Origin of the sequence: Streptomyces sp. NBC_00503 (genome assembly GCF_036346895.1) — a bacterium.
Classification (GTDB): Bacteria; Actinomycetota; Actinomycetes; order Streptomycetales; family Streptomycetaceae; genus Streptomyces.
In genome coordinates, this window is the sequence record NZ_CP107855.1 from 1687514 (window position 1) to 1701396 (window position 13883).

General features: G+C 70.1%; 10 protein-coding genes. 5 read left to right on the plus strand and 5 right to left on the minus strand.

Translation table 11 applies throughout. From position 1 onward, the window contains the following. Positions 1 to 27: 27 nt before the first annotated feature. A complete protein-coding gene (locus tag OG490_RS07915) occupies positions 28 to 729 on the minus strand; it encodes an HAD family hydrolase (protein ID WP_330295569.1) in 702 nt (233 codons plus the stop codon). A gap of 119 nt (positions 730 to 848) precedes the next feature. Beyond that, complete coding sequence (gene metH / locus OG490_RS07920) at positions 849 to 4361, minus strand: methionine synthase (RefSeq protein ID WP_330295570.1); 3513 nt, start codon at positions 4359 to 4361, stop codon at positions 849 to 851. Positions 4362 to 4624: 263 nt separating this feature from the next. Between metH and OG490_RS07925 the strand changes: the two genes are divergently transcribed. The 5 genes from OG490_RS07925 (at position 4625) to OG490_RS07945 (ending at position 10880) form a co-directional block, all read left to right on the plus strand. After that, positions 4625 to 5392, plus strand: coding sequence for an IclR family transcriptional regulator (locus OG490_RS07925; RefSeq protein WP_330295571.1), 768 nt, complete (start codon positions 4625 to 4627; stop codon positions 5390 to 5392). Between the two features lie 328 nt (positions 5393 to 5720). Next, positions 5721 to 6503: an MIP/aquaporin family protein gene (locus OG490_RS07930; RefSeq protein WP_330295572.1), complete on the plus strand. Its 783-nt coding sequence runs from the start codon at positions 5721 to 5723 to the stop codon at positions 6501 to 6503. Positions 6504 to 6581: 78 nt separating this feature from the next. Further along, the gene (gene glpK / locus OG490_RS07935; protein WP_330295573.1) at positions 6582 to 8108 is read left to right on the plus strand and encodes a glycerol kinase GlpK; all 1527 of its coding nucleotides are present in this window, start codon (positions 6582 to 6584) and stop codon (positions 8106 to 8108) included. 41 nt (positions 8109 to 8149) lie between these two features. Continuing rightward, positions 8150 to 9757 (plus strand): glycerol-3-phosphate dehydrogenase/oxidase, encoded by a 1608-nt coding sequence (locus OG490_RS07940; RefSeq protein WP_330295574.1) that lies wholly within the window; start codon positions 8150 to 8152, stop codon positions 9755 to 9757. 127 nt (positions 9758 to 9884) lie between these two features. After that, the gene (locus OG490_RS07945) at positions 9885 to 10880 is read left to right on the plus strand and encodes a PAC2 family protein (protein WP_330295575.1); all 996 of its coding nucleotides are present in this window, start codon (positions 9885 to 9887) and stop codon (positions 10878 to 10880) included. 111 nt (positions 10881 to 10991) lie between these two features. Here the strand turns inward: OG490_RS07945 and mshC are convergent, their stop codons facing one another. From mshC to OG490_RS07960, 3 genes are all read right to left on the minus strand, one after another. After that, complete coding sequence (gene mshC, locus OG490_RS07950; protein WP_330295576.1) at positions 10992 to 12221, minus strand: cysteine--1-D-myo-inosityl 2-amino-2-deoxy-alpha-D-glucopyranoside ligase; 1230 nt, start codon at positions 12219 to 12221, stop codon at positions 10992 to 10994. A gap of 175 nt (positions 12222 to 12396) precedes the next feature. After that, positions 12397 to 13239: an SCO1664 family protein gene (locus OG490_RS07955; RefSeq protein ID WP_330300821.1), complete on the minus strand. Its 843-nt coding sequence runs from the start codon at positions 13237 to 13239 to the stop codon at positions 12397 to 12399. Then, positions 13203 to 13793, minus strand: coding sequence for a DUF3090 domain-containing protein (locus OG490_RS07960; RefSeq protein ID WP_330295577.1), 591 nt, complete (start codon positions 13791 to 13793; stop codon positions 13203 to 13205). Before OG490_RS07960 ends, OG490_RS07955 begins: the two co-directional genes overlap by 37 nt. Positions 13794 to 13883 lie beyond the last annotated feature (90 nt).

A 13883-nucleotide genomic window follows, 5' to 3' on the forward strand; every position in this document is an offset into this window, starting at 1 on the left:
GGATCGTGCGGTACGGAGCGTGCGCGGTCAGTTCATCGGAGTGATGAGGGAGCGCAGGAAGGGCAGGTCCACGTCTTCGAGCGAGCGCACGATGGTCCGGCCCGGGGCGGGCGCGATCCGGCCGACGGAGGGGATGGCGACGACCCGGCAGCCGGCGGCCTCGGCGGAGGCGACGCCGGTGGCGGTGTCCTCGATGACGGCGCAGCGCGAGGGGTGTGCGCCCAGGGCCCGGGCGGCCATGAGGTAGGGGTCGGGGTGCGGCTTGGTACGGGCGACTTCGTCGCCGGCGACCGTCAGGTGGAAGCGGTCGCGGCCGAGGGTGAGCAGGACCTGGTCGATGACCCGCCGGTGGGAGGCGGAGACCAGGGCGGTGGGCACGTTGTGCCGGGCCAGCTCGGCCAGCAGGCGTTCGGCGCCGGGCATGAGGGGCACCTGGTCGGCGATGCGGGCTTCGAAGCGTTCGTTGAGGAGCACGCTGAGTTCGGCGAGGCCGATGTCGGCGCCGGTGGATTCGATGAGGAATCCGGCGCTGCGGGTCATGGGGCCGCCGACGACCACGTCGCGCCAGGACTCGTCGAGGCGGTGGCCGAGTTCGCCGAAGACGTCGACCTCGATCTCCCACCAGAACCCCTCGGTATCGACGAGGGTGCCGTCCATGTCGAGCAGCACCGCCTGCAGGGCATGTCCGTCGGCCGTACGGGCGACGGGGGCGGGAACTGTGCTCGTCATGCGCGCACCTCTCTGAAGGTCTTGAGGGACGACAAGGCCGGTCACCTCACCTCCGGGGGCATGCCCGGAGGAACAGGTGACCGGCCTGTATGGGACCGACAAGTGTACGCCGGTCCGTGTCAGCGTGCGTTGAAATACTTCGCCTGCGGGTGGTGGATGACGATGGCGTCGGTGGACTGCTCGGGGTGGAGCTGGAATTCCTCGGAGAGGTGGACGCCGATCCGCTCGGGCTTGAGGAGGTCGGCGATCTTCGCGCGGTCTTCGAGGTCGGGGCAGGCGCCGTAGCCGAGGGAGAAGCGGGCTCCGCGGTATTTGAGGTCGAACATGTCTTCGACTTGGGTGGGGTCCTCGCCGCCGAATCCGAGTTCTGCGCGGACGCGGGCGTGCCAGTACTCGGCCATGGCTTCGGCGAGCTGGACGGACAGTCCGTGGAGTTCGAGGTAGTCGCGGTAGGAGTCGGCTTCGAAGAGCTTGGCGGTGGCCTCGCCGATCTTCGAGCCGACGGTGACCACCTGGAGGCCGACGACGTCGATTTCGCCGGATTCTTCGGGGCGGAAGAAGTCCGCGAGGCACAGGCGGCGGCCGCGGCGCTGGCGGGGGAAGGTGAAGCGGGTCCGCTCGTTGCCGGCCTCGTCGAGGATGATCAGGTCCTCGCCCTTGGAGACGCACGGGAAGTAGCCGTAGACGACGGCTGCTTCGAGGAGGTTCTCGGTGTGCAGCTTGTCGAGGAGCCCGCGCAGACGCGGCCGGCCCTCGGACTCGACCAGTTCCTCGTACGTGGCTCCGCCCGCACGGGCCTGCTTGAGACCCCACTGGCCCTTGAACAGGGCGCCTTCGTCGAGCCAGGAGGCGTAGTCCTTGAGCGGGATGCCCTTGACGACGCGGGTGCCCCAGAACGGCGGAGTGGGGACCGGGTTGTCGATGGCGGTGTCCGAGCGGCCACCGGGCTCCTCGGCCTCCTCCACCTGGAGTGCCGGGGTGTCGCGCTTGGCGACGCGGCGCTGCTTGAGTTCGGGGAGGGAGGCTCCGGGGACGCCGCGCTTGACCGCGATGAGGGCGTCCATGAGGCGCAGGCCTTCGAAGGCGTCGCGGGCGTAGCGGACTTCGCCCTCGTAGATCTCGTGGAGGTCCTGCTCTACGTAGGCGCGGGTCAGGGCGGCGCCGCCGAGGATGACCGGGTAGTCGGCTGCCAGCTTGCGCTGGTTGAGCTCCTCCAGGTTCTCCTTCATGATCACCGTGGACTTCACCAGGAGACCCGACATGCCGATGACGTCGGCCTTGTGCTCCTGGGCGGCTTCGAGGATCGCGGAGACCGGCTGCTTGATGCCGATGTTGACGACGTTGTAGCCGTTGTTGGACAGGATGATGTCGACGAGGTTCTTGCCGATGTCATGGACGTCGCCACGGACCGTGGCCAGCACGATCGTGCCCTTGCCCTCGTCGTCGCTCTTCTCCATGTGCGGTTCCAGATGGGCGACCGCGGTCTTCATGACCTCCGCGGACTGGAGGACGAAGGGGAGCTGCATCTGGCCGGAGCCGAAGAGCTCGCCGACCACCTTCATGCCCTCCAGGAGGGTGTCGTTGACGATGTCGAGGGCGGGGCGGGTCTGGAGGGCCTCGTCGAGGTCGGCCTCCAGGCCGTTCTTCTCGCCGTCGATGATGCGGCGCTGCAGGCGCTCCTCCAGGGGCAGTGCGAGGAGTTCCTCGGCACGGCCTGCCTTCAGGGACTTGGTGTTGACGCCTTCGAAGAGGGCCATGAGCTTTTGCAGCGGGTCGTAGCCCTCGGCGCGCCGGTCGTAGATCAGGTCGAGGGCGGTGCCGACCTGTTCGTCGTCGAAGCGGGCGATGGGCAGGATCTTCGAGGCGTGCACGATCGCCGAGTCCAGGCCGGCCTTGACGCACTCGTCGAGGAAGACGGAGTTCAGCAGGACGCGGGCGGCCGGGTTCAGGCCGAAGGAGATGTTCGACAACCCCAGGGTCGTCTGGACGTCGGGGTGGCGGCGCTTGAGTTCGCGGATCGATTCGATCGTCGCGATGCCGTCCTTGCGGGACTCCTCCTGACCGGTGCAGATCGTGAACGTGAGGGTGTCGATGAGGATGTCCGACTCGTGGATCCCCCAGTTGCCCGTCAGGTCGTCGATGAGGCGCTCGGCGATGGCGACCTTGTGCTCGACGGTGCGTGCCTGGCCTTCTTCGTCGATGGTCAGGGCGATCAGTGCGGCGCCGTGTTCCCGGGCCAGGGCGGTGACCTTCGCGAAGCGGGATTCGGGGCCGTCGCCGTCCTCGTAGTTCACGGAGTTGATGACGGCGCGGCCGCCGATCTTCTCCAGACCCGCCCGCAGGACGGGAACCTCCGTGGAGTCCAGGACGATCGGCAGGGTGGAGGCGGTAGCGAAGCGGCCGGCGAGTTCCTGCATGTCGGCGACACCGTCGCGGCCGACGTAGTCCACGCACAGGTCGAGCATGTGCGCGCCCTCGCGGATCTGGTCGCGGACCATCTCCACGCAGTCGTCCCAGCGGGCTTCGAGCATCGCGTCGCGGAACTTCTTCGACCCGTTCGCGTTCGTCCGCTCACCGATCGCCATGAACGAGATGTCCTGACGGAACGGCACCGTCTGGTACAGCGAGGACGCACCCGGCTCGGGGCGGGGGTCGCGCACGCCCGGGTTCAGGCCGCGGACCCGTTCCACGACCTGGCGCAGGTGCTCGGGGGTGGTGCCGCAGCAGCCGCCGACCAGCGAGAGCCCGTACTCGCGGACGAAGGTCTCCTGCGCATCCGCCAGCTCGCTCGCGGACAGCGGGTAGTGGGCGCCGTTCTTGCCGAGGACGGGCAGGCCGGCGTTGGGCATGCAGGAGAGCGGGATACGGGAGTTCCGCGCCAGGTAGCGCAGGTGCTCGCTCATCTCGGCGGGGCCGGTGGCGCAGTTCAGACCGATCATGTCGATGCCCAGCGGCTCCAGAGCCGTCAGCGCCGCACCGATCTCCGAACCCAGCAGCATCGTGCCGGTCGTCTCCACCGTCACCGAGCAGATCAGCGGGACGGAGACGCCGAGGGCCTCCATGGCGCGGCGGGCGCCGACGATGGAGGACTTCGTCTGGAGCAGGTCCTGGGTGGTCTCCACGAGGAGTGCGTCCGCGCCGCCCGTGATCAGGCCTTCGGCGTTGATCTGGTAGGCGTCGCGGATGGTCGCGTAGTCGATGTGGCCGAGCGTGGGGAGCTTGGTGCCGGGGCCCATAGAGCCGAGGACCCAGCGCTGCTGTCCCGTGGAGGCGGTGAACTCGTCGGCGATCTCGCGGGCGATGCGGGCACCGGCGACGGACAGCTCGAGGTTGCGGTCGGCGATGTCGTATTCGGCCAGGGCCGCGTAGTTCGTGCCGAAGGTGTTGGTCTCGACGCAGTCGACCCCGGCCTCGAAGTACTCGCGGTGCACGTTCGCCACGATGTCGGGGCGGGTGACGTTCAGGATCTCGTTGCAGCCTTCGAGCTGCTCGAAGTCTTCCATCGTCGGGTCCTGCGCCTGGAGCATGGTTCCCATGGCTCCGTCGGCGACGACCACGCGGGTCGCCAGTGCCTGGCGGAGGGCATCGGCCCGGGTCTGGGTGTCTGCGGGCGGGTTCGGCAACGAGGCCATGGTTCTGCTCCCTGGGCTGCGACGGCTGTCGGCTTTGCACCCCCTCGGTATCAAGGGTGCACGCGGCCAGGGTAACGGTGACGAACGGGCCCCGGTGGGGTCGTCCCACGTGGCGGACTGCATTCTGTGCGCGGGGATGGCGACGACTTTCGGCCGGGGCGACCTGGCCGCATCGTTTCCGAACACTCTTCCCACCATGCACGAAGTCGGCATCGACCGATAGTGTTCAGCATTGTCGAACTACGTCAGCAGGAGGCTGCGCGATGGCACGGAACATCCAGTCGCTCGAACGAGCCGCTGCGATGCTGCGGCTCCTGGCGGGCGGCGAGCGCCGGCTGGGGCTCTCGGACGTGGCCTCTTCCCTCGGCCTGGCCAAGGGGACGGCACACGGGATCCTGCGCACTCTGCAGGCCGAGGGCTTCGTGGAGCAGGACCCGGCCTCCGGCCGCTACCAGCTCGGCGCGGAGCTGCTGCGCCTGGGCAACAGCTATCTGGACGTCCACGAGCTGCGGGCCCGCGCCCTGGTCTGGACGGACGACCTGGCCCGCGCGAGCGGGGAGAGCGTGTACGTGGGGGTGCTCCACAAGAGCGGGGTGCTGATCATGCACCACGTGTTCCGGCCCGACGACAGCCGTCAGGTGCTGGAGGTGGGGGCCATGCAGCCGCTGCACTCCACGGCCCTGGGCAAGGTGCTGTCGGCGTACGACCCTGTGGCGCACACGCAGGTCATGGAGGTGGAGCGGGAGGCGTTCACCCCCCGTACGGTCACGGACGGGGCGGGCTTCGAGGAGATCCTGGAGCTGACCCGGGCCCGCGGCTGGGCCAGTGACATCGAGGAGACCTGGGACGGGCTGGCTTCGGTGGCGGCCCCCATCCACGACCGGCGCAGGATGCCGGTCGGCGCGGTGGCCGTCGCGGGGGCCGTGGAGCGGATGTGCGGGGACTCGGGGGACCCCCGGGCGTCCCTGGTGGCGTCCGTACGGGACTGCGCGCGGGCGGTTTCCCGCGACCTGGGGGCGGGCCGGTTCTGATCCGGCCGTCCCCCGTCGCCCTGTCCTGACCGTCCAGAGGCCACTCAAATATGGCATCTGGGCGGTTTTTGGCGTTTTATGATCACTCAATGGCCCGATTTGGTCGATCACACCGAGTGGTAACAATCCGGCCCCTTGGCCCGTCGAGCCCTTGACGCCCGCTTCACGTGGCGGAAAACTGCCGTTCATCGGTCGGCATTGCCGAACACCTACCGGCAATACGCGTTAGGGTGTGGCAAGGCCAAGGACCGGTGCAGCACTCACCGAGTGCGTGGGCCACCGGAGGGACCCGGTGGCCGACCACCCCTGAACGACAAAGGAGTCGCGGGTGTCCAGCTCCGACATCTTCATCGGCGAGACCATCGGTACCGCCCTGCTCACCCTGCTCGGCGGCGGCGTCTGCGCCGCACTGACGCTCAAGAGCTCCAAGGCCCGGGGCGCCGGCTGGCTCGCGATCACCTTCGGCTGGGGTTTCGCCGTCCTGATCGCCGCCTACGTGTCCGCACCGCTCTCCGGTGCGCACCTCAACCCGGCCGTCACGGTCGGCCTCGCCATCAAGAGCGGCGACTGGAGCGACGTACCGGTCTACTTCGCCGGCCAGCTGCTCGGCGCGATGATCGGCTCGGTCCTGATGTGGCTCGCCTACTACGGACAGTTCCGGGCGCACCTCGCCGACCCGGAGCACATCCGTGACGCGAAGCTCGGCCCCGAGGACCCGCACCCGCACGACGTGGCCGGCCCGGTGCTCGGCATCTTCTCCACGGGCCCCGAGATCCGTAACGTCGTCCAGAACCTGACCACCGAGATCATCGGCACCGCCGTCCTGGTCCTGGCCATCTTGACCCAGGGCCTGCAGGACGACGGCAAGGGCCTCGGCGTCATCGGCGTCCTGATCACCTCGTTCGTCGTCGTCGGCATCGGCCTCTCCCTGGGCGGCCCCACCGGCTACGCCATCAACCCGGTCCGCGACCTCGGCCCGCGCATCGTCCACTCCCTGCTGCCGCTGCCCAACAAGGGCGGCTCGGACTGGAGCTACTCCTGGATCCCGGTGCTCGGCCCCCTCGCGGGTGCCGCGCTCGCCGGCGGTCTGTACAACCTCGCGTTCGCCTGATCAGCAATCGGCACCACGGCGCCACCCGCACCGCCATTCTGATTCCGCCTACTTCGACACCTGCCAGGAGCAGCCACCATGACCACCAGCACCGGTCCTTTCATCGCCGCGATCGACCAGGGCACCACCTCCTCCCGCTGCATCGTCTTCGACCGTGACGGCCGCATCGTCGCCGTCGACCAGAAGGAGCACGAGCAGATCTTCCCGAAGCCGGGCTGGGTCGAGCACGACGCCTCCGAGATCTGGACCAACGTCCAGGAGGTCGTCGCCGGGGCCATGGCCAAGGCCGAGATCACCTCCGCCGACGTCAAGGCCGTCGGCATCACCAACCAGCGCGAGACCACCCTGCTGTGGGACCGCCACACCGGCGAGCCGGTCCACAACGCACTGGTCTGGCAGGACACCCGTACCGACGCCCTGTGCAAGGAGCTCGGCCGCAACGTCGGCCAGGACCGCTTCCGCCGCGAGACCGGCCTCCCGCTGGCGAGCTACTTCGCCGGCCCCAAGGTGCGCTGGCTGCTCGACAACGTCGAGGGTCTGCGCGAGCGCGCCGAGGCCGGGGACATCCTCTTCGGCACCATGGACTCCTGGGTCATCTGGAACCTCACCGGCGGCGCCCAGGGCGGTGTGCACGTCACCGACGTCACCAACGCCTCGCGCACCATGCTGATGAACCTGCACACCCTGGCCTGGGACGAGAAGATCGCCGAGTCCATGGACGTGCCCCTCAACGTCCTCCCGGTGATCAAGTCCTCCGCCGAGGTCTACGGCCACGTCAAGGAGGGCGTCCTGGCCGGCGTCCCGGTCGCCTCGGCGCTCGGTGACCAGCAGGCCGCGCTGTTCGGCCAGACCTGTTTCGCCGAGGGCGAGGCGAAGTCCACGTACGGCACCGGCACGTTCATGCTGATGAACACCGGCGACAAGATCATCAACTCCTACAGCGGCCTGCTGACGACCGTCGGCTACCAGATCGGCGACCAGAAGCCGGTCTACGCGCTGGAGGGCTCCATCGCCGTCACGGGCTCGCTCGTCCAGTGGATGCGCGACCAGATGGGCATGATCAAGACCGCGGCCGAGATCGAGACCCTCGCGTCCTCGGTCGAGGACAACGGCGGCGCGTACTTCGTGCCGGCCTTCTCCGGCCTGTTCGCCCCGTACTGGCGCTCCGACGCCCGCGGCGTGATCGCCGGCCTCACCCGGTACGTCACCAAGGCGCACATCGCCCGTGCCGTCCTGGAGGCCACCGCCTGGCAGACCCGTGAGATCACCGACGCCATGACCAAGGACTCGGGCGTCGAGCTCGCGGCCCTGAAGGTCGACGGCGGCATGACCTCCAACAACCTGCTGATGCAGACGCTCTCCGACTTCGTGGACGCCCCCGTGGTGCGCCCGATGGTCGCCGAGACCACCTGCCTCGGCGCCGCCTACGCCGCCGGCCTGGCCGTCGGCTTCTGGCCGGACACCGACGCCCTGCGCGCCAACTGGCGCCGCGCGGCGGAGTGGACCCCGCGGATGCCCGCCGAGCAGCGGGAGCGCGAGTACAAGAGCTGGCTCAAGGCCGTCGAGCGGTCCATGGGCTGGGTCGACGACGAAGACGCCAGCTGACCGCACTCAGCTGACGCTATCGACGAGGAGCTAAGAGAGATATGAGCAGCCTGCAGAGCGTTCCCACCCTGGGTTCGCACCCGACCGCCGGTTCGAACGCGAGCCGCGCCGAGACCCGTGAGCAGCTGGCGAAGGCCACGTACGACCTGCTGGTCATCGGCGGTGGGATCCTGGGCACCTCGGTGGCCTGGCACGCCGCGCAGTCGGGTCTGCGGGTCGCCATGGTGGACGCCGGCGACTTCGCCGGCGCCACATCCTCGGCCTCCTCCAAGCTGGTCCACGGTGGCCTGCGCTACCTGCAGACCGGTTCGGTCAAGCTGGTCGCGGAGAACCACCACGAGCGCCGGGTGCTGGCCAAGGACGTGGCCCCGCACCTGGTCAACCCGCTCACGTTCTACCTGCCGGTGTACAAGGGCGGCCCGGTGGGCGCCGCGAAGCTGGGTGCGGGCGTGTTCGCGTACTCGGCGCTGTCGGCCTTCGGCGACGGCATGGGCAAGATCATCTCGCCGGCCCGGGCGGCCGCTGACAACCCGGGTCTCAAGACGGACAACCTCAAGGCCGTCGCCGTCTACTACGACCACCAGATGAACGATTCGCGGGTCGCCGTGATGACGGTCCGCGCGGCCGTGGAGTCGGGCGCGGTCGTCCTGAACCACGCCGAGGTCACCGGTCTGCGCATGACGCGCGGCCGGGTCTCCGGCGCCGAGCTGAAGGACCGTCTGGACGGCACCGAGTTCGGTGTGGACGCGCGGGTCGTGCTCAACGCCACCGGCCCGTGGGTGGACCACCTGCGGCGCATGGAGGACAAGCACTCGATGCCGTCCATCCGGTTGTCCAAGGGCGCGCACATCGTGATGAAGCGCAAGTCGCCGTGGAAGGCCGCGATGGCCACCCCGATCGACAAGTACCGCATCACCTTCGCCCTGCCGTGGGAGGACCAGCTCCTGCTGGGCACCACGGACGAGGTCTACGAGGGCGACCCGGCGGACGTGCGCGCCACCGAGGCAGACATCCAGCAGATCCTGGACGAGGCGGCCTTCTCGGTGAAGGACGCCGATCTGGACCGTTCCCTGATGACGTACGCCTTCGCGGGCCTGCGGGTGCTGCCCGGCGGCCCCGGCGGGGTCGAGAAGGCCAAGCGCGAGACGGTCGTCTCCGAGGGCGCGGGCGGCATGCTGTCCGTGGCCGGCGGCAAGTGGACCACGTACCGGCACATCGGCCGGGTGGTCATGGACAAGCTGGCGAAGCTGCCGGGGAGCCCGCTGACCGAGGACATGGAGCCGGTGAAGTCGCTGGTGCGCCGGATCGCGCTGCCCGGTGTCGCCAACCCGAACGCGGTGGCGCACCGGCTGCTGGTGGACCGGGAGCCCGGTTCGCGGATGGACCCGCTGACCGCGCGCCACCTGGCCTCGCACTACGGGTCGCTGGCCTTCGACATCGCGCGGCTCGCGAACGAGGACCCGGCGCTCGCGGAGCGGATCCACCCGGACGGTCCGGAGATCTGGGCGCAGGTCGCCTACGCCCGGGACAACGAGTGGGCCGAGACGGCCGATGACGTGCTGCGCCGCCGTACGACGGTGACGGTCCGCGGCCTGGACAGCGCCGAAGTGCGCGGCCGGGTCGAGGAGATGCTGGCCGACAAGGCATAACCGGCTCCGTGAGCGGGCAGAGGGGCGGTTCCAGGGGGAACCGCCCCTCTGTCGTGGGCTGTGGCCGACGACCCATCAAGGCTTAGGCTGACCCACGTACGCAAGGGAACTTCGGAAGGAGACCTGGGTGATCGAGCTTGAGGGCGTGCCCGAGCTGATCGACCCGGTCATGGTGGCCGCGTTCGAGGGCTGGAACGACGCGGGTGACGCGGCCTCCGGTGCGGTCGCGCACCTGGACCGGGAGTGGAAGGGCGAGGTCTTCGCGGCTCTGGACGCCGAGGACTACTACGATTTCCAGGTCAACCGGCCGACGGTGTGGCTGGACAACGGGGTACGGAAGATCACCTGGCCGACGACCCGGTTGTCGGTGGTCCGGATCGGCGGTGCGAAGCCGCGCGATCTGGTGCTGGTGCGGGGCATCGAACCGTCCATGCGGTGGCGGTCGTTCTGCAACGAGATCCTGGGCTTCGCGCACGAGCTGGGCGTGGAGATGGTCGTGATCCTGGGCGCGCTGCTCGGGGACACCCCGCACACCCGGCCGGTGCCGGTCAGCGGGGTCACCTCGGATGCGGACCTGGCGCGGACGATGGATCTGGAGGAGACGAAGTACGAGGGCCCGACGGGCATCGTGGGCATCCTGCAGGAGGCCTGCACCCATGCCGGGGTCCCGGCGGTGTCGTTGTGGGCGGCGGTGCCGCACTACGTCTCCCAGCCGCCGAATCCGAAGGCGACACTGGCGCTGCTCAACCGCCTGGAGGATCTGATCGACATCCGGATCCCGCTGGGCGAACTCCCGGAGGACGCGCGGGCGTGGCAGGTGGGCGTGGACCAACTGGCGGCCGAGGACAGCGAGGTGGCGGAGTACGTCCAGACGCTGGAGGAGGCCCGGGACACGGCCGACCTGCCGGAGGCGTCCGGGGACGCCATTGCCCGGGAGTTCGAGCGGTACCTGCGGCGGCGTGACCCTTCCGCGGGCGCGGAGGCGGGTGACGGGTCGTACCTGCGGGACACCTCCGGTGGCCTGCCGCGCCCGCCGAAGCGCAAGCCGGAGCCTTCGGGGGACGAACCCCCGGCCCCTCCGGCGGCCTCGCCGGACGAGGAGGAGACGCCTCCGGAGGCGTAGCCCGTGCGAAAGGGCGGGGCGGGGAGTTTTCTCTCCCCGCCCCGCCCTTTCGCCGTTTCCCGGGCGCTGCCCGGACCCGCTCCTCAAACGCCGGAGGGGCTGGAGGTGCTCCTACAGGGCTACGCCGAGCAGCGCGTCCACCGTGCGGGAGACCAGGCCCGGGGCCGATTCGTCGTCGCCGTCAGTGGCGATCTGGAGCTCGACCCAGCGGTCCACCGCCGCGAGAGCAGCAGGCGCGTCCAGGTCGTTGGCCAGGGCCTCGCGGACCTCTTCGACCAGGGCGTCGGCGGAGATGCCGTCCGGGCGGGAGACGGCCGCGCGCCAGCGCTCCAGGCGGGCCACCGCCTGGGCGAGGACCTCGTCGGTCCACTCCCAGTTCTCGCGGTAGTGGTGCGAGAGCAGGGCCAGGCGGATCGCCACCGGGTCCACTCCCGCCCGCCGCAGGGCGGAGACGAAGACCAGGTTGCCCTTGGACTTCGACATCTTCTCGCCGTGCAGGGCGACCATGCCGGCGTGTACGTACGCCTTGGCCATGGGGAACTCGCCCGTCAGCACCTGGGCGTGCGAGGCGCCCATCTCGTGGTGCGGGAAGACGAGGTCGGAGCCGCCGCCCTGGACGTCGAAGGTCATGCCCAGGTGGTCCAGGGCGATGGCCACGCACTCGATGTGCCAGCCGGGGCGGCCGCGGCCCAGGGAGCCGCCGTCCCAGCTGGGCTCGCCCGGACGGGCGGCCATCCACAGCATCGGGTCGAGGGGGTTCTTCTTGCCGACGCGGTCGGGGTCGCCGCCCCGCTCCGCGGAGAGCAGGCGCATGGCTTCGGCGTCGAGGTTGGAGACCTTGCCGAAGTTGGCGTCGGACTCCACCGAGAAGTAGACGTCGCCGTCGAGCTCGTAGGCGGCGCCCGCGTCCCGCAGCCGTTCGACGAGGGGCACGATGCCGGGTATGGCTTCGACCGCGCCGACGTAGTGCTGCGGGGGCAGCATCCGCAGGGCGGTCATGTCCTCGCGGAACAGGGCCGTCTCGCGCTCGGCGAGCTCGCTCCAGTCCTGGTTGTCGCGCAGCGCCCGCTCCAGCAGGGGATCGTCGATGTCCGTGACGTTCTGGACGTAGAGGACCTGCCGCTTGGTGTCGAGCCACACGCGCTGCACGAGGTCGAACGCGTTGTACGTGGCCGCGTGACCGATGTGCGTCGCGTCGTACGGGGTGATCCCGCAGACGTAGATTCGGGCGACGGGACCGGGGGCGAGGGTGATCGTCCCCTGGGTCGCGGTGTCGTGGATCTGGAGGTCGCGGCCCTTGCCAGGCAGGGCGGGGACCTCAGAAGCGGGCCAGGCATGCATGCGTCGAGCGTAACCGGACGGGTGTTCCGAAAACGAACCGGACCTGCACTGTTGTCCTGAACGGCACTCTTGCGCCATGGCCGGTTCTATGCGTACGGGGCCTGCGGTGCGCGGCCGGTCTCGGACCCCGCTCAGACGCGCCGCGGGGGGCTCAGACGCGCTCGTGCGGGCGGGCTCAGACGGGCGGCCAGGGGATCGCCGGCCACTGCCCCGAAGGCTGCGGGTGCCTGCCGGTGCGCAGCAGCAGGGCCACCCGGGCCCGTACGGCGGCCAGCTCGGCGGTGGTGACCAGTTCCGCCAGTCGGGTGGCGAGGGGCTCTCCTGCGGCCAGCCGGGCCTCCAGGGAGGTCAGCACGGAGCGGGCCTCCCCGGTCAGCGGCTCCCCCGCCCATCCCCAGAGCAGGGTGCGCAGTTTGTCCTCGGTGTGGAAGGTCACGCCGTGGTCGATGCCGTAGAGCCGTCCGTCGGGGGCGGGCAGCAGGTGGCCGCCCTTGCGGTCGCCGTTGTTGATGACGACGTCGAGGACGGAGAGCCGGCGCAGCCGCTCGTCGTCGGCGTGGACCAGGAGCGCGGTGCGGCCTTCGCCGACCTCGGCGAAGGCGACGGGCTTGTAGCCCTCTCCCGCTTCCTCGCCCTCCACGAGCGCGAGGAGTCCGGCCGCGGGCTCCTCGGTCTCCCCCGTCTCGATCCACTGCTGGACCATGCCCTCGCCGTAGGGTCCGTCGCGGAGCACGGTCGGGGGCACCAGCCCCCAGCCGGTGGCCTCGGAGACCAGGTAGGAGGCGACCTCGCGCTGGGCGAGGTTGCCGTCGGGGAAGTCCCACAGCGGGCGCTCGCCCTTGACCGGCTTGTACACGCAGTCGGCGCTGACGCCCTCGTGGGTGACGCTGCACAGCAGGACGGCGTTGGACGCCTCGCGGATCCGGCCGACGACCGTGAGCTCGCCGTGGGCCAGCAGCTCTTCCAGTTCCCCCGTGGTGTTCACGCCTGGCGCCGGTAGCCGTTCTGGCGCGGGCAGACGTGCCCTTCGGGGTCCAGCGGGAGGCTGCACAGCGGGCACGGCGGCCGGCCGGCGTTGACCACGTCCAGGGCCCGCTTGGCGAAGGCCCGGGCCTGGGCGCCGGAGAGGCGCACGCGCAGCATGGGCGGGCCGTTCTCCTCGTCCTGCAGGAGCCGCTCCTCGGCCTCGGCAAGGTCCTCTTCGGAGTCCGCGTCGAGTTCGACGAGGGCCTGCGCTTCGACGATCATGCGCTGTTCCTCGCCGTCCCAGGCCAGGGCCATCGTGCCGACGCGGAACTCCTCGTCGACGGGGACGTCCAGGGGCGCGGTGTCGGTGACTTCGGCGGGGGCCACGGCCGGGACCGGGGCATTGCCGCCGGTGCGCCGTACGACCTCGTCCAGCAGCTCGTCCATCCGCTCGGCGAGCGCCGCGACCTGGGTCTTTTCCAGGGAGACGCTGGTGACGCGAGGGCCGGCGGAGGCCTGCAGGAAGAACGTACGGCGTCCAGGCAGCCCGACCGTGCCCGCGACGAAGCGGTCCGGCGGGTCGTAGAGGAACACCTGACGGGGCACGTCCAGTCTCCAAGTGTCCGGGGGTCCCCGGACGGGGTCCGGGGAGGCAGGGGCAGGGCTGGGCCCATGGGTTGGCCCGTCCAGCCTACT